This is a genomic window from Phaeobacter italicus (assembly GCF_001258055.1).
Lineage (GTDB): Bacteria > Pseudomonadota > Alphaproteobacteria > Rhodobacterales > Rhodobacteraceae > Phaeobacter > Phaeobacter italicus.
In genome coordinates this window covers 14,132-29,610 of the sequence record NZ_CVRM01000002.1, presented here as the reverse complement: position 1 = coordinate 29,610, position 15,479 = coordinate 14,132, and the positions used below count along the sequence as shown (strand labels likewise).

Annotated in this window: 12 protein-coding genes and 1 tRNA gene; 9 read left to right on the top strand and 4 right to left on the bottom strand. The window is 58.7% G+C overall.

What is annotated here, in order from left to right; all coding sequences use genetic code 11:
• Positions 1-25 precede the first annotated feature (25 nt).
• Entirely contained in the window at positions 26-2,692 is a 2,667-nt protein-coding gene (locus NIT7645_RS00765) for a hypothetical protein (protein ID WP_050685789.1), read from the bottom strand.
• Between the two features lie 169 nt (positions 2,693-2,861).
• Here NIT7645_RS00765 and NIT7645_RS00760 point away from each other — a divergent pair, with 169 nt between their 5' ends.
• Positions 2,862-3,581 carry an SIMPL domain-containing protein gene (locus NIT7645_RS00760; protein WP_050685788.1) on the top strand — a complete coding sequence of 240 codons (720 nt, stop codon included), beginning with the start codon at positions 2,862-2,864 and terminating at the stop codon, positions 3,579-3,581.
• A 63-nt stretch (positions 3,582-3,644) separates the two neighbouring features.
• Here NIT7645_RS00760 and NIT7645_RS00755 read toward each other — a convergent pair whose 3' ends face one another.
• From NIT7645_RS00755 to NIT7645_RS00745, 3 genes are all read right to left on the bottom strand, one after another.
• On the bottom strand, positions 3,645-4,937 hold the full coding sequence (locus NIT7645_RS00755; protein WP_050685787.1) for an O-acetylhomoserine aminocarboxypropyltransferase/cysteine synthase family protein: 1,293 nt from the start codon (positions 4,935-4,937) through the stop codon (positions 3,645-3,647).
• A 128-nt stretch (positions 4,938-5,065) separates the two neighbouring features.
• Complete coding sequence (locus NIT7645_RS00750; protein WP_050685786.1) at positions 5,066-6,055, bottom strand: GT-B fold glycosyltransferase domain-containing protein; 990 nt, start codon at positions 6,053-6,055, stop codon at positions 5,066-5,068.
• Positions 6,056-6,090: 35 nt separating this feature from the next.
• Complete coding sequence (locus NIT7645_RS00745) at positions 6,091-6,966, bottom strand: hypothetical protein (RefSeq protein WP_050685785.1); 876 nt, start codon at positions 6,964-6,966, stop codon at positions 6,091-6,093.
• Between the two features lie 199 nt (positions 6,967-7,165).
• On the opposite strand from NIT7645_RS00745, the gene NIT7645_RS00740 reads away from it, so the two are divergent.
• From NIT7645_RS00740 to NIT7645_RS00700, 8 genes are all read left to right on the top strand, one after another.
• A tRNA-Thr gene (locus NIT7645_RS00740) sits at positions 7,166-7,241 on the top strand.
• A 397-nt stretch (positions 7,242-7,638) separates the two neighbouring features.
• The gene (locus NIT7645_RS00730) at positions 7,639-8,988 is read left to right on the top strand and encodes an ABC transporter substrate-binding protein (RefSeq protein WP_008560794.1); all 1,350 of its coding nucleotides are present in this window, start codon (positions 7,639-7,641) and stop codon (positions 8,986-8,988) included.
• 62 nt (positions 8,989-9,050) lie between these two features.
• Complete coding sequence (locus NIT7645_RS00725) at positions 9,051-10,352, top strand: carbohydrate ABC transporter permease (RefSeq protein WP_008559814.1); 1,302 nt, start codon at positions 9,051-9,053, stop codon at positions 10,350-10,352.
• A gap of 12 nt (positions 10,353-10,364) precedes the next feature.
• Entirely contained in the window at positions 10,365-11,192 is an 828-nt protein-coding gene (locus NIT7645_RS00720) for a carbohydrate ABC transporter permease (protein WP_008559423.1), read from the top strand.
• The gene (locus NIT7645_RS00715; protein WP_008558738.1) at positions 11,192-12,241 is read left to right on the top strand and encodes an ABC transporter ATP-binding protein; all 1,050 of its coding nucleotides are present in this window, start codon (positions 11,192-11,194) and stop codon (positions 12,239-12,241) included. The genes NIT7645_RS00720 and NIT7645_RS00715 overlap by 1 nt, the downstream gene beginning before the upstream one ends.
• Positions 12,238-13,668 carry a glycerophosphodiester phosphodiesterase family protein gene (locus NIT7645_RS00710; RefSeq protein WP_008562555.1) on the top strand — a complete coding sequence of 477 codons (1,431 nt, stop codon included), beginning with the start codon at positions 12,238-12,240 and terminating at the stop codon, positions 13,666-13,668. Before NIT7645_RS00715 ends, NIT7645_RS00710 begins: the two co-directional genes overlap by 4 nt.
• Positions 13,658-14,674, top strand: a complete 1,017-nt coding sequence (locus NIT7645_RS00705; protein WP_008559780.1) for a LacI family DNA-binding transcriptional regulator — start codon at positions 13,658-13,660, stop codon at positions 14,672-14,674. The genes NIT7645_RS00710 and NIT7645_RS00705 overlap by 11 nt, the downstream gene beginning before the upstream one ends.
• Complete coding sequence (locus tag NIT7645_RS00700; RefSeq protein WP_008559539.1) at positions 14,671-15,465, top strand: inositol monophosphatase family protein; 795 nt, start codon at positions 14,671-14,673, stop codon at positions 15,463-15,465. The genes NIT7645_RS00705 and NIT7645_RS00700 overlap by 4 nt, the downstream gene beginning before the upstream one ends.
• Positions 15,466-15,479 lie beyond the last annotated feature (14 nt).

Sequence of the window (15,479 nt, the reverse complement as noted above, 5' to 3'; positions counted from 1 at the left end):
TTTTATGTCACGAAGCGTTTGCAAATCACCCGCTTGGGATCTTAAGCGTGTGATTGCGATTGCCCTTTTGATATTGCAGCTGGCTGTCTCCGATCGCAACGACGCGGCCGCCATCGATACGATCACCGACCTTCACCTTTTTGTAGCGGCCATTTGGCATCAGGACCAAGGCACGGCGGTTCGAAGGAGTGCCATAGACCCCGATCAGGTTCATGCGGCGCAGGTTGATGGCGTTATCAAGCGTGGCCTGTCGTGCAACTGAAGCGCTGGAGGGGATGTTGGGCGTAACGGTGCGGGGGGCAACCGTGGCGACGGCTTCGGAAATGCTTGCTGTGGCGTTGCGCTGGCTGTTGCGTTTCGCGCGGTCTACGATGTTGGCGAAATTTGCTGGTCTGGCCCGCGGCATGACCGATAGCGCGACCGCTTGGGCGGTGGCAGGCAGGCTGTTTTCTTCAGCGGGCTTCAGGCCTGCGGGGCGCAGCTTGGGTCGAAGGGCACCCAATTCAGCACGGCTCAGCCCACCAAGTTGCGCGCGTTCGTTCTGTTCGACCAGATCTGTGGGGCGGTTGCGGGGGCGCAATTCGGACAGGGCAGCAAGGCGCGCTGCCTCTGCCGCGATTTCAGCCTGATCGGGGCGGTTTGGTGTCGGCGGCGGAACCTTGTCTGGACGGCCCAGGAACACCATCACCCCCTCAGGGCTGAGCGTTCCTTCGGGTGTGGCGCGGACAAGTCCCCGCTCATCAAGGTCAAATTGCTGACCTGCAGCGGTCGGGTTGCTGACCACATCCAGTTCGAGGTCGGTGCGAAATCGATCGGCATCGGGCAGGGCGATCGCGTCTTCTGACAGATCTGTGGAATCGATCGAGGCCACATAGAGATCATCAAGCGCATTTGCGAATGGTGTTTCAGGCACGGCCGGGGCGTCCTGCCAGATTCCGGTTGCAGCATATTGGGCGGCGCGTGCCAGCGGGTCATCAGCTGGTGGCTCTGCGGCCAAGTCCTCCGGCCCTTCGTCCGAGAGTTCGGCGGCATCAGGGCCATTTGCAGCGTCCGCTGTCTCTGGCTCGGCCAAGGTGTCATCGGATGTCTCTTGCGTGTCGCGCAGGGCATCAAGAACAGCGGTGTCGGTGCTGGACAGCGTATCCGTGAGCGGTTCTGAGGGGTCTTCGGTTGGCAGAATATCACCATCAGCGAGCTGTGGGATCACGCTGACCTGCGGCGCGATCTCGACCGCATCGTCTGCTGCTGGTGCCTGTTCTGTTCCATCTTCAAGGAGGGCAACAGCCTCCTGCGGCTGGTCTTCGGCCGTGGGCTGCGCGGTGTTATCAGCGTCTTCGATCCCGGACACCGCCATGGCCCAGACGGCGACGATGGCCATGAAGAGCAGCAGTGCCCCCATCAGCATCAAGCCAAGAAAGCGGGGTTTGCCACCTACTTTGCCTTGAGAAACGCCAGCCAGAAGCTTGGCTTTGCCTGCTTCGTGGAGGGATTTCTTGTCCTTCGGTGCGTCGCTCAGGTCCAGAGCATCGCCTTCGTCCCGTGGCAGGACCGGCGTCGGAGCGGGGGCTTGCGGTGCACGGGGGATCTTGATGGGTGCGGGGCTGGAAGGCGAAGGGGCCTTTTGGGGGCTAGCCGCTTTTGCGTCTGCGCTTGTGCTCTCAGACAATGGGATCGCGCCAAAGGCCGCATGTGGGACAACAGGCGCGCTGGTCGCGGCCTTCGCAGGCTCTGGCGGGGCAATCTTCTGCGCTTTCGCCGCCTTTCCCTTGTCACCTGCTGCGCCGAGCTTTGGTGCAAGGCCCTCTGCCGGTGGGGTCGGTGTCAGGCTCGCGGATGCGCCAGTATCCTTGCGCCGACGGGTGGAGAAACCGGCGCTGGCTGTGAGTTTCGGCTCGGCTGAGGCGTCGCCCTTTGCCTCGGTCTCCGCTGGTTCTGCGTCTGGAAGCGCTTTGTCAGGGGCGTCGCCATCACCGGCATCAGGCTTGTCCTTGGCCGTGACGGCGGTGGTCTGCGTTGCCGCTTCTGCTGTAGGCTCGGAGAGATCCTTAGCTTCCTCAGCCGTCGGCAAATCCGGCACTGATGTCTCGTTGCTCGCGGCTTCGCTTATGCTCGCGTCGGGCTTTCGATCCGGGGCTTCGCTTTGGGGGGCTGCGGCTGGGCCGATGTTCACGACAGCAATGCCATCCGGCTCCACCGTGTCCTCACCAGATGAGACAAGCGTCTGTGAGGGGCCGAAAAACGGTTCTCCCAAAAAGGGCATGTCATCCGGGACTGCAACGAAACTGACAGGCAGGAAGCCGTGCATGACAGCAAAATCTTCAGCTTCCTGCAGGGTTTCGCGGGCAACGGCCGCTACATGCGTGCGCTCAGCCTCATCGCTCAGATCAAAGACCAGCTCATCCACGCGGTAAGGGGTTGCGCCATCCAGTGCGATTTCAGCTGCAGCACGTCTGTCGGCCTCTGATCCCGAGGCATCGAGCGACAGATATCTTATCTGATCATTGGGGATGACGACCTTGCAGGCAATCGGGCCGTTGGCGTGCCGCTCACCGGTTTCACGAAGCTCTGTCAAGGCTGCCGCGAGATCGTCGACATCCAAAGAGACAAACCCAACCTCGTGCCATCCGCCCGCTGCCCGCTGCAGCAGGGTAACGCCAAGGGAGGAAAGTGAGAGTGCAAACCCCGGTTTCATGATGCAAACGCGCCTTCAACTCGATTTTGCCTGCGCCTGTTCCCTGCGCTGAGGCTTTGGTGCAGACCATACGGCAGACAGTTGCCGAGTGAAAGGAAAAGACGGTTATTCCCCCTTGCAGGCAGGGTTTTGCCATCCCCATGTTGCCATTTAGAAAAGGAGCATTTCGATGAAAGCAAAACATTTCCTTGCGGCGGTCATGGCAATGGCTGTGTCCGCAGGTGTTGCACGAGCGGATGAAACCCGGATTGATCGTCAGATTTCTGTTTCTGGGCAGGCCCAGATCTCGGTGGCGCCAACCCTTGCGACCATCGTTTTGGGGGTGAGCGAAGAGGCCGAGGAGGCCAGCCTTGCGATGCGGGCAGTTTCGACCAAGATGGTTGAGGTGATCGATGCTTTGCGTGCGGCTGGCATTGCGGCTGAGGACATGCAGACGCAGCAGGTCTCGCTGAACCCGGTTTGGTCTCAGAACCGGAACTACGAGGACGGGCGCAGCCGCATCACCGGTTTTGCGGCCTCCAACACGCTGTCCTTGCGCATTCGCGATCTGGACCGCGTCGGCGAGGTGCTGGATCAGGTGCTGAAGGTGGGCGCCAACGAATTCCGTGGTCTCAGCTTTGGGGTCGAAAACCCCTCTGAGGTGCAGGACCAGATCCGTGGCGCGGCCGTCAAGGATGCACGGCGCAAGGCGGAACAGCTGGCAGAGGCGGCAGGCGTGGTGCTTGGCCCGGTGCGGGTCATCAGCGACCGAGATGGCGGGGGCGGATATCCCAAGATGGCGATGGAGATGGCGCGCGCGGATGTCGCGATGCCGATTGAGGCGGGCGAGCTGAGCTTTAGCCACAGCGTCTCGGTTGTTTACGATATCGTTTTGCCAGACGCTGACTAAGTCTCTGGGGGCAAATAAAAAAGGCCGGGAACATCCCGGCCTTTTTGTTCACGCTTATTCGTTTCAGGCCGTGGCCTTGCTCAGCGCCTGATCCAAATCCGCGATCAGATCTTCGGCGTTCTCGATGCCGATGGAGACGCGCACGACATTTGCACCGGCGCCTGCGGCTTCCTGTTGCTCTGGTGTCAGCTGGCGGTGGGTGGTCGATGCAGAGTGGATGATGAGAGAGCGCGTGTCGCCAAGGTTGGCGACATGGCTGAAGATTTCCAGCGCGTTTACCAGTTTGACGCAGGCGTCGTAGCCACCCTTGACGGCAAAAGTGAACAGACCGCCCGTGCCCTTGGGGTATTGCGCCTCTGCGCGATCAAAATAGGGCGAGGACGGCAGGCCGGCGTAGGTGACATAGTCCACGCGCTCGTCCTGCTCCAGCCAGGCCGCAACCTTTTTGGCGTTCTCGCAATGACGCTCCATCCGCAGGGACAGGGTTTCGATCCCCATCAGCGTGTAATGCGCTGCCTGCGGGTTCATCGTCATGCCGAGGTCGCGCAGACCGATCGCAATACCGTGGAAGGTGAAGGCCAGGGCGCCAAAGGTCTCGTGGAACTTGAGGCCGTGATAGGCGGGTTCGGGTTGGGATAGGGACGGGAACTTGTCATTGGCCGACCAGTCGAACTTGCCGGAATCGACAATCACGCCACCGGTCACGGTGCCATTGCCGGTCAGGTATTTGGTGGTCGAGTGGACAACCAACGTCGCCCCATGGGCGATTGGATTGCAAAGATAGGGCGTGGCCGAGGTATTATCGATGATCAGCGGCACACCTGCTGCGTCCGCAACATCCGCAATCGAGCGGATGTCGGTCACATAGCCGCCGGGGTTTGCGACCGACTCGCCAAATACGGCACGGGTGTTTTCATCAATGGCAGCTGCAACCGCCTCGGGGTCGTCAAAATCGACAAATTTTGCGGACCAGCCAAAGCGCTTGATGGTCTGGCTGAATTGCGTGACCGTCCCGCCGTAAAGACGGGTCGATGCAACCACATTGCAACCCGGTCCCATCAGCGGAAACAACGCCATGATTTGAGCCGCGTGACCAGAGGAGCAGCACACGGCGCCAACACCCCCTTCGAGCGTCGCGATGCGCTCTTGCAGGACGGCAACTGTCGGGTTGGTCAGGCGCGAGTAGATGAACCCAACTTCCTGCAGGTTGAACAGCGCAGCGGCGTGATCTGCATCGCGGAATACATATGCCGTTGTCTGATAAATGGGGGTCTGGCGAGCGCCGGTTGCCGGGTCTGGCTTGGCGCCAGCATGGATTTGGAGGGTGTCGAACCCGTAGTTTGCCGCTTCAGACATGGTGATGCTCCCTGAGTGGTCTAAATTCGTCGCCAGACAGAACACTCTGCCACGGCACGTAAGGCAAGGCGCAATTTGTCCATCCTTGTCTTTCCTGCTTGTCTTCTGCGTCGGCAGGCGTGCGGCGCTTAGCGCATCCAGAAACCGGCTGACTTGATCTTGTTGCGCAATGCCTGTTCGCGCCTTGGCAGGTTGTCACGATCAAACAGGGCCCGGACCTTTGCGCCACGGCCCTGATAGATCATCCGCTTCATTGGCTCGTACTGTTTCAGGACCTTCTTGATCTTGTTTGGCGCGGTGACCTCCTCAAGTGCGGCGACTACGGCGTCGCTTTCACGGGCGTAAAGCAGAGGGAAGCTGCGGTAGTGGCAGCTGATATCCCCGTCCAGCTGCCCCTCGGGCAATACATCCCGCGCACCGCCAAAGCTGTGAATGACGAGAGGCAAGGCAATCTGATCCAGCCATGGATCAAGGCTCTGGCCAATCAGGGCAGGGGGCAGATCATCGCGGATCGATACGGCATATTCCAGGAAACGCTGTCCAAATGCCCGGGGACAAGCCCCAAAAAAGAAACCCGCGTTGAAATAGAGGTATCGCTTCCAGTAGTTTTCCGGCTGGGTCGTGTCCTGGCTTGTCTCGAAATCAAGCCCGAAGCGATCGTAAAGCGCGCGCCAGATGCCTGCCATGTCCGGCCCATACAGCGTCGGCTTGGGCCAGGTGCCCTCGCGCCGAAGAGAGGCAGAGGGGCGGTGAAATTCAAACGGCACCTGATCAATCGGGCCGGTGATCAGTGTGTCGGTGTCGAAAAAGACAAATCGCTCTCCCTCTGGCATCGCCAGCAAGGCTTCGATCTTGTTGCCATAGGGGTAGCTTTGCCCAAAAGCCCGGGATTCAAACGGCAGGATCTCTGCGTCAAGATCGCTCAGCGCTTGTAAAACAGACTGGTTGCGAAGGCTGGGATCTTTGTCCCAGTTCGTGCCGGGTTGGGGGGTTGCAACAAACAGGCGCCCCGAAAAATCCGGGGCGAACCGGCGCAGAGAGGCTGCGAACAGAACCGCCTCATATTGCAGGCGCCCGGACTGGCCGACGATCATGATGTTGAAGGGCTGGTGGGCCATGCGCGGGTCTCCCCTCTTGCGTCGGAAACCTGAGATCAGAGAGACAGCAGGGTCACGCCATCCATCTGCGAAATACGGGCGACGTCCTGATCGTACATTTCGGTGGCTTGTTCCAGCATCTCTTCGGTCCAGCCAGGCATGTCTACTTCCTCGACCAGTTCGTCCTCCAAGGCGTATTTGTCGAGAAAGGCAACAAAGATGCGCTGCCTGTGGGCTTCGCTCAGTTCATCGTATTGTGCCAGATACTGACGCAGTCGACGCATGCCCTCACTGGACATGATAGAGGCCAGAAGATCCATGCCGCCACTGATCCGTGCGCCATCTTCCAGACCGGCCATGCTGCGCAGGATTCGGCCCCATAGAATCGGCATGTCCTCATAGCACCAGGTGGTGATCGCAACCTCCGGGGCTGCCTGTCTCAGCCGTTCGAACAGGTCGGACCAACGCAGACATTGCGGAGAGATTTCGGTCGCAATGGTATTGATGCGGTCGGGGCCTGCGTTTTCCAACAGGCCGGGCACGAACCCGCCCGGATCGCGGATCGCGATATGCAGCTCCAGTTGATCGGCGGGAAACAAGGCCTGCAACGCCCGCACACGGGCCTCGGCCTCTGGGTACAATATATGCCCGTCGAGCGCGCGGCGCTGCGAGCCAAAGAAATGTGGGTTGGACAGAATCACACGCTCTGCGGCACGATCATCCAGGATCTGATCCCACAGAGCCGCCGCCGAAATTGGGGTGCCAGGCTGTTCCAGCAGCCGCGCCATGCCATCTTTCAGCAGGTTTCGGTACTGGCTGGGGCCGGGAACTGCGACCCCCTCGTCCCCAAAGCGGTCGACGTTGCGCAGCAAGGTCTTCAGCAATCGGTCCTCCTCGGTGGAGTGCGCGCCGCAATGAAGGATAACCTGCATGACACTTGTGTCCCTGAATAACCTGCAACCTCCTGAAATGTTTAAAGGGCCAGAGTGAAGAGGTCAAATGACCGACCGGGAGAAACAGTCGCGGAAACGTGGCAGGACCACGCATTCGAACATTCTGCAAAACATGTTGCCCAAGAACGCATTTTTCGTCTTGCACCCAAATATCAGAGCGGCTATCTCCACCTCCAGTGCCCCTATAGCTCAGCTGGTAGAGCAACTGATTTGTAATCAGTAGGTCCGCGGTTCGAGTCCGTGTGGGGGCACCACTTCACCAATCAAAAACATTTTGCTCCAGTCTTTTGCATGCGCATAAAGCTGTGGGCCATGTCGTTTGCTTTCATTTTCTGGACGGCAGTTCTCTTTGGTTCCGGCTGCATCCCTGGTGACGTGGCGGAGGATCCTGCGATTTTGCGGGTTCTGATTTTCCATTGTTTTCCTGAGACTTGCGATGGCTTTGATAGGGCGGTCGATGTGGCGGCATCTCTACAGGCTTGACTGAAATCACGAATCGCATACCGTAGAGCGCACACGTGTTCGGTAATTTTGCAGCACGGATTGTCACGGAAATGTTGCGTTATTTCCCTGGATCCGATTCTGCACGGGGCAGGCGTCAAATGATCTGCGCACACGTGTTCTGTGGTCTGACGAATAGGGAGACTTTGCATGACCAAGAAGTTTACTGGCGCACTTGCCGCCTTGATGATGTCGGTTGCTGCCGTTCCGGCGGTTGCTGAGGATGTGACCATCACGGTCTGGGCTGGAGGGTCCAATGACAGCGACGCCTATCGCATCGACGCGATCGCGATGGCGGCCGATATGCTGGAGCGCGAGGCTGCAATCCGCGGCGAGGACCTGAACATCACCGTCGAGGGCAAGCGTGATTTCGGCGGCTGGGAGGAGTTCAAACAGGGGGTGACCCTGGCAGCCGAAGCGGGCACGGCCCCCAATATCGTGGTGACCTCGCATCTCGACATCGCGCCGTGGAGCCAGGCAGGTTACATCGTGCCCGTTGAGGACTATCTCGATTTTGATGCCTGGCCGCTCAATGACATCTACCCCAACCTGCTGGAAATTGCGGCCTACAATGACGTGCAATGGGGCCTGCCGCAGGATGCGGAAAGCCGTCCGTTCTTTTTCTGGAAGGACACCATGCGCGCCATCGGATATTCGGATGAGGAGATCGCAGCCCTGCCGGGGCGGGTCGCCTCTGGTGACTATACGCTGCAGAACGTTCTTGAGGACGGCAAGAAAGCTGTCGACATGGGGATCGTAGAGAAGGGATATGGCTTTTATCCGCGCCCCTCAAACGGTCCGGATTGGGGGCAATTCTATCAATCCTTCGGGGGTGTCCTGCAAGATCCCGAGACGGGCAAACTGGTGCTCGACAAAGCTGCGATGCAGGCGTTCTATCAGTTTTTTGCCGACGCGGTTGAGGCAGGTCTGACCCGCAAGAACCATATCGGCACCGATTGGGGGCAGTGGTATTCCGAGGTGGCCAACGGCAAAGCTGCCTTGTGGCACGGCGGCACCTGGCACTACGGACGCTACACCAAGAAAGAAGGCAACCAGGACTTCTTTGGGACGATCGAATTCTCTCTGATCCCGGCGGGTGGCGAAAATGGCCGCCCCAATACAATCACGCACCCGCTGGTCTATCTGGTGACTGATCAGGCCAATGACGACCATGAAGAGATCGCAGCTCAGTTGATCAAAATCGCCTCCGAGCCGCGCCTGAACTCGCTGCATGCGATCAAGTCCGCGCATCTGGGGATCTCTGCTCAGCAATCCAACATCGAGCTTTACGCCGATGACCGCTGGGCGTCTGAGGCGACTGAGCGGCTTTTGGGGGAGGCTAACGCACAGCCTAACCATCTGAGCTATGGTGTCTTTTCGGAGGCAATGTGGTCCGGGCTCGAAGCGACCTGGACAGGTGTTAAGTCGGCGGAAGATGCCGTTGCCGAGCTGGAGGCAGAGCTCACTGCCAAGCTGGGTGATGAGCTGATCATTCGCTGACTGACCAGCCGGGAGGGTGCTCCCATACTCTCCCGGCTCCCAATACTGACTGGACCAAACTCATGAACAGACGAACCGCATTGGGCTTCGGCTTCCTTGCGCCTGCGCTGCTGGTGGTGATCCTCTTCTTTCTGGCCCCGGTTGTTCTGACGGTTTTCTTCGCCTTCACGAATATGTCGACCTCGACCGGGATCCGGGGGGGGGAGTATCTGCTGAACCAATCCATCTTGCGCAGCATCCCTGAGGATGCAATTTCCACGGAAACCCGCAACACCTTGGAAAACGCAGGCTATCAGGTGAACGACCAGGGCCTTGCCAAGCTTGCAGAAACTGTGAGCCCGGCAACCGCCGATGAGCTGCGCAGCCTGCATGGCGGGGCGCGTTTTGACAGCCGTCGCGACATGGAACGCGCGCTCAAAGATCTGCGCGAAAACCGCATCCGCTCCACCCGCGACCGCAAGGCAGCGGCGGATCTGTTCAACACCAGCATCCTGAACACCCGGTACAATACAGAAGACGCCTTTCGTGCGGCTTTGGCAGGGACAAATGTCCCGGTTGGGGATCATGACGCGCTAACCAGCTTTGCCTACACCGGATGGAGCTGGACAACCGAGAACATGAAACTTCTGTTCTCGCTGGATTCTTCCTATCGCTACGCTGCGAACACCGCGCTTTATGTTGCGCTGACCCTTGCCTTCAATGTCGGCTTTGGCCTGTTTCTCGCGATTTCGACATTCTATCTGCCACCTGTCCTGGCCTCTACATTTCGCACGATCTGGTTTCTCCCCCGGATCCTGCCTCCGGTTCTTTATGTGCTGATGTGGAAGTGGTTCACTTGGGATACCGGTTTCCTTGCAACGATGACGGGATACCTTGGTATCGCGCCCCGCAACTGGATGCTGGATACTGCGACCAATGCGTGGGTGTTTGTTGTACTCATCAATGGCTGCGTCGGTGCCTCGCTTGGCATGATCCTGTTTTCGTCTGCGATCAAGGCGATCCCGACGTCGATGCTTTATGCATCAGAGGTGGATGGCGCCAGCCGCTGGCAGCAGGTCCGCTATATCATCTTGCCGCAACTGCGCTGGCCTATTCTCTTTACGACGTCCTACCAGACGCTTTCGTTGCTCACCTCGTTTGAATACATTCTGCTGTCGACAGAAGGCGGACCTGGGCGGGCCACAGAGGTTTGGGCGTTGGCCGCTTATCATACCGCGCTCAGCAACTACGGCGGCAACCTGCAATATGGTCTTGGTGCGGCCTATGCGCTGATCCTTGTGGTGATCGGCATTATCGCAAGCCTGCTCTACCTGCGGTTCTTCAACTTCAAAGAGCTCGTCTCCAAACCCCGGATCGAGCAGTAAGAGGCGCCAATCATGAAGTCTAATTTCAAATCCTGGCCCGTGATTGTCGTGCTGACGCTGGTGTCCTTGCCACTGCTGATCATGTTCACGTTCCAGTTGGTCGATACGTTCACCAATCCGATTCCGGGCAGCATCTGGCCCGAGAGCTTTACCGTCGAGCACTGGCGCTTTCTTTGGGAAGAGCCGGAGCTGGGGCGCTCCAGCATCTGGGTTGTCACGTGGAACACCTTTGTCTTTGCGGCAACAACGGCAGTCGCCGTGACCACGATTTCGCTGACTGCGGCTTATGCGCTGTCGCGGTTGAACTTTCCTGCACGGCGCTTCTTTCTGGGCGGATTGATCATTCTGCACGCCTTTCCCACAATCACACTGATCATCGCGATCTTCCTGATCCTTCAGTTTCTCGGGCTGTACAACTCGCTCATTGGTGTGATCCTTGTGAAATCCGCGCTTGAATTGCCATTTGGCATCTGGATCATGAAGGGGTTCTACGACACCGTTCCCTGGGAAATCGAAATGGCCGGGGTGCAGGATGGAGCAAGCCGCTTTACCGTATGGTGGAAGTTGGTCCTGCCGCAGGTCCAGCCTGGTCTCTCGGCGCTGCTGATTTTCTCGTTCCTATCGGGGTGGAGCGAATTTGTGCTGCCGCTGGTTTTGGCCCCCGGCAACGAGGCGCAGGTTCTGTCGACTTATCTTTCGGCGCTGATCCTTGATGACACGAAACCCGACTTCAACCTCTTCAAGTCGGTTGGCATGTTCTACGCCATCCCCGTTATCGCGATCTATCTGATCTTCCAGAAGAAACTCATGAACATCTATGGCGGAGGCTCAAAGGGCTAATGCGTATCGAACTCAAAAACTTCACCAAGACCTTTGGCGAGCTGACGGTTATCGACCGGCTGAACCTGACCGTGGAAAGCGGTGAGATGATCGCGCTCCTCGGCCCGTCCGGTTGCGGTAAGTCGACAACCTTGTTCACGATCTGCGGCATTCATCGGATGAACGGTGGCAGCCTGCATTTCGGGGATCGTGATGTCTCTGATCTGCCGTCACAAAAGCGCAATGTGGGGGTGGTTTTCCAGAACTATGCTCTCTATCCGCACATGAGCATTCGCGACAATATTGCCTTCCCTTTGAAGGTGCAGAAAGAAGACGCCGCAACGATTGCGCGCAAAGTCGACGAGATTGCCGAGCTGGTGCACATCCCGGAATTGCTGGAGCGCAAGCCAGCCCAATTGTCGGGTGGCCAGCAGCAAAGGGTCGCCCTGGCACGGGCACTGGTGCGCAAGCCCGACGTGCTTTTGCTGGATGAGCCGCTGGCGAACCTTGATGCGAAACTGCGCCTGGAGATGCGTTCGGAAATTCGTCGAATTCAGTTGGAAACTGGCATTACGGCCATCCTGGTGACACACGACCAAATCGAAGCCATGTCCATGTGCGACCGGATCGCGCTAATGAAGGGCGGCAAGATCGTTCAGCTGGACAAGCCCGATGAGATGTATGCAAACCCCGCCGACCAATTTGTGGCAGGGTTTCTGGGCAATCCGCCGATCTCGTTTGTTGATGCTTCCGTGGTGGGGGACACGTTCGTTTTGGGCGCCGGTGAGATCGCAGTGTCTGCGAACCTCATGGGGCGGGTGCCGTCGCAGCTTCAGCTTGGCGTCAGGCCCGAGTATTTCGGACCTCAATTCGGATCAGGCGTTGCTGGCAAGATCACCTTTGTTGAAACACAGGGCCGCGAGAACCTCTATGATGTGACATTGCAGAACGGAACGGTCATTCGGTCCATCCAACCCAGTGGCCAATCCTTTGCGCTGGGCGATCAGGTTTCTTGGGGGATTGATACGGACAATGTGTTGGCCTTCAGCGCCAATGGAGACCGAATTTGAACACCTGGCTCAATCCTGAGCGTCCGCTGTCCATCGCGCATCGCGGTGCGAGCGCCTATGCCGCGCCAAATAGCCTGCAGGCATTTGAATTTGCGGCGGCGCTTGGGGCGGACATGATCGAGGTGGATCTGCACCTGACGCGCGATGGACATGTCGTCGTGACCCATGATGCAACACTGTCAGGGGGGGAGGCGATTGCAGACCTTACCCTGGTAGAGCTGCACAACAGGGTATCGCCGCGCGATGTACCGACCCTTGCATCGGTGCTGGACCTCGCGCAGGTCCATGATCTTGGGATCTATGCCGACATAAAAGCAGCGAATGCGGCCAACCCGACCTGTGAACTGCTGCAGCAGTATGGCGTGCAGCGCGCCATATTGGGGGCGTTTGATCCTGCGATCATTTCGGTTCTTGAGCAGGCCAATCCTGGATATCCCAGGGCTCAATTGGTTCCGATGGGGGTTGATCCGTTTGAGATCGCCGCGACCGCGGAGATCATTCACCTGTGCTGGGAGGCAATGGAAGATCCTGTTGCGCCGCTGAATGACGCATTTTTTGCCCGCTGTCAGCGAGAGGGCAAGCAAGTTGTCCTTTGGCATGAGGAGGACAAAGAGCGAATGGCGCGCCTTCGGGTTTTGCCAGTCCTCGGCATCTGTTCGGACATGCCGGAATTGGTCAACCCGGTTGAGCCACCGTCCGATTGGCCTGTTCAGATCGTGTGCCATCGCGGGGCCAACGCAGTCGCGCCGGAAAACACGCTCGCTGCGGCCCGGGCCTGCTATGCGGCCGGCTTCAGCCATGTCGAGATCGATGTCCATGCCACATCGGACGGTGAATTGGTGGTGCTGCACGATCCAACACTCGAGCGCACGACGGACGGTGTTGGGCGCGTCAATGACGCTGCGCTTGCCGATTTGCGCGGGCTAAGCGCCGGTGCTTGGTTTTCAGATCACCATGCAGCTGAGAAAGTCCCGACGCTGGATGACGTGCTGGCTTTGGCAAAACTCTGGCACGGTAAACTTTATGTTGAACTAAAGACAGCACCCGCCGCCCAAGTCTGGGAGCGGGTCTGTGCCTTTGGGCTGCAAGAGGTCTGTTTCTTCTGGTCGTTCGACCATAGCCTCCTTGAGGACATGCGCGCCGTCAGTGATAAGGCCCACTTGATGATGCGGCGCCAGGATTTCGCGAGCCTTGAGGAAACCCTGGGCAGCCTTGACCCGTCACTGGTCGAATTTACGACACAGGATGATCTCTCAGGCGTCGCGCAGCTGAAAGGGTCTGGGGTTTGTTCCATGATTGCCTACAATGGCAACAACCCCGAAGTGTTCCGGCAGATCGCGCAATTGCGTCCTGATCTGGTGAACCTTCATCAGCCCTTTGAATTTGTACGAGTGATACAGGCAGGAGACAGTGTGAATGGCGCATAAGGGCCGCAAAGCAGTCACGTCATTTGATGTCGCTGAACGGGCAGGGGTGTCACGATCGATGGTATCGCGTGCCTTTTCGAACAGTCCCGAGATTTCAAAGGAATCCCGCGACAAGGTCATCGCCGCTGCCAAGGAACTGGGCTACCGGGTGAATTATCTTGCCCGTGGATTGCAAACCAAACAGTCTGATTTGGTGGGCATTGTTGTATCAGCCTTGGACACGCCCTACCGGTCGCGCCAGGTCAAAGTGACTGCCAGCGAATGTATCAAGCTTGGCTATCGCCCGATCCTGCTGACAGCTGAAACACAGGGTGAGGTGGAAACCCTGGTGGCCATGCTGTTCAACTATAATGTCGCAGGCATGATCATTACCTCCGCGGCGCCCTCGTCAGAGATCATCAACGAAGCCAGAAGTCTCTCCGTGCCTGTTGTGCTCATCAACCGCGATAGCAGCGAGGCGGGCGCGGACACCGTGCAGACCGATCTGGAACAGATTGGCCGCCTTGCGTTTGACATGTTGTCCCGCTCTGGTGGCAAACGGTTTGCCGTGATCGAGCCAGAGACGCCGTCGTATTCCGTGACCGGGAGGGCGGCATCCTTTCGGGATGTGTGCGCTGCGGCTGGCCAGCCAGCCCAGACCTTTGTCGCGCCTTCGCAGTCATATGATGCAGGCTACGACATCGGCGGCACCATTGGTCTGTCGCTTGCGGATCTGGACGGCATCTTCTGCTCAACCGATCTTCTTGCGCTTGGGGTCATGGACCGTCTGCGTCATGACTGGAACGCACGCATTCCCGAAGATCTCGAGGTGGTGGGCTTTGACGACATCGAACAGGCCGCCTGGAAAAGCTATGATCTGACGACGATCCGCCAGGACGCCGATGAACAGGCCAGGCTGGCGGTGAGGGTCATGAGTGAGCGGATCACCGACCCCGATCGTGAACCCAGTCACGTCAGCCAGATCGTGACGCCGATTTTCAGAAATACAACGAGACGAAATCAATGACAGATACCATTGCGCCGCGGTTGGCGCTTGCCAAGGAACTTGCGCAGGAGGCCGGGCAGCTTGCACAGCGCATGAGGGCGCAACAAGACGGCAGCTTCTCTCGCGAAAAAGGCCATCAGGATTTTGTCACCGAGGCGGATGTAGCCGTTGAAACGCTGATCCGCCAGCGCATTGCTGCAACCTTTGCAGACGATGGGCTGCTTGGCGAAGAGGAGGGGCACTCCGGTTCCGGTAATGCGCTGTGGGTTGTGGACCCGATCGATGGCACCACAAACTACATGCGGGGCCTTGCGGATTGGGGGGTTTCCATCGCGTTCTGCCGCGATGGGCGGGTGGAGCTGGGGGTGATCTATGCACCAGATCTCGACCTGTTGGTCTGGGCGCGGCGGGAGCAGGGGGCCTACATTGGGGAGAACCCCGCCAGAACGGCCGAAGGAACACCGTTGGATCAAGCCGTGTTGCTGCTAGGCCGGTCTGCCCGTACGTCAGTTGACGACTACCTTTCGCTGTTGAAGCGCCTGATTGAAAGCGGGCTGGAGTATCGCCGCAACGGCTCTGCCGCGATCAGCCTTGCGGCGGTGGCGCTTGGTCAGGTCGACGGGTTTTACGAGGCCCACCTGAACGCCTGGGATGCGGCCGCGGGTCTGTTGATCGTGGAAGAAGCGGGCGGGCGTTCCGATTGTGGGGACCTGGACGCGTTTCTGTCAGGTGGCGGGCCGGTCTTTGCCAGCGCGGCAGGTCTGCATCACGAGATCGGAGCACTGCTGTCGGTCGGTGCAGAGGCTGATTAGACGTCGCCATATCT

Excerpts from the sequence above, each read along its gene's own strand:
- NIT7645_RS00765 (WP_050685789.1), bottom strand. The coding sequence starts at position 2,692 with ATGAAACCGGGGTTTGCACTCTCACTTTCCTCCCTTGGCGTTACCCTG.
- NIT7645_RS00750 (WP_050685786.1), bottom strand. The coding sequence starts at position 6,055 with ATGGCCCACCAGCCCTTCAACATCATGATCGTCGGCCAGTCCGGGCGC.
- NIT7645_RS00705 (WP_008559780.1), top strand. The coding sequence starts at position 13,658 with ATGGCGCATAAGGGCCGCAAAGCAGTCACGTCATTTGATGTCGCTGAA.
- NIT7645_RS00745 (WP_050685785.1), bottom strand. The coding sequence starts at position 6,966 with ATGCAGGTTATCCTTCATTGCGGCGCGCACTCCACCGAGGAGGACCGA.
- NIT7645_RS00700 (WP_008559539.1), top strand. The coding sequence starts at position 14,671 with ATGACAGATACCATTGCGCCGCGGTTGGCGCTTGCCAAGGAACTTGCG.
- NIT7645_RS00730 (WP_008560794.1), top strand. The coding sequence starts at position 7,639 with ATGACCAAGAAGTTTACTGGCGCACTTGCCGCCTTGATGATGTCGGTT.
- NIT7645_RS00725 (WP_008559814.1), top strand. The coding sequence starts at position 9,051 with ATGAACAGACGAACCGCATTGGGCTTCGGCTTCCTTGCGCCTGCGCTG.
- NIT7645_RS00720 (WP_008559423.1), top strand. The coding sequence starts at position 10,365 with ATGAAGTCTAATTTCAAATCCTGGCCCGTGATTGTCGTGCTGACGCTG.
- NIT7645_RS00715 (WP_008558738.1), top strand. The coding sequence starts at position 11,192 with ATGCGTATCGAACTCAAAAACTTCACCAAGACCTTTGGCGAGCTGACG.
- NIT7645_RS00760 (WP_050685788.1), top strand. The coding sequence starts at position 2,862 with ATGAAAGCAAAACATTTCCTTGCGGCGGTCATGGCAATGGCTGTGTCC.
- NIT7645_RS00755 (WP_050685787.1), bottom strand. The coding sequence starts at position 4,937 with ATGTCTGAAGCGGCAAACTACGGGTTCGACACCCTCCAAATCCATGCT.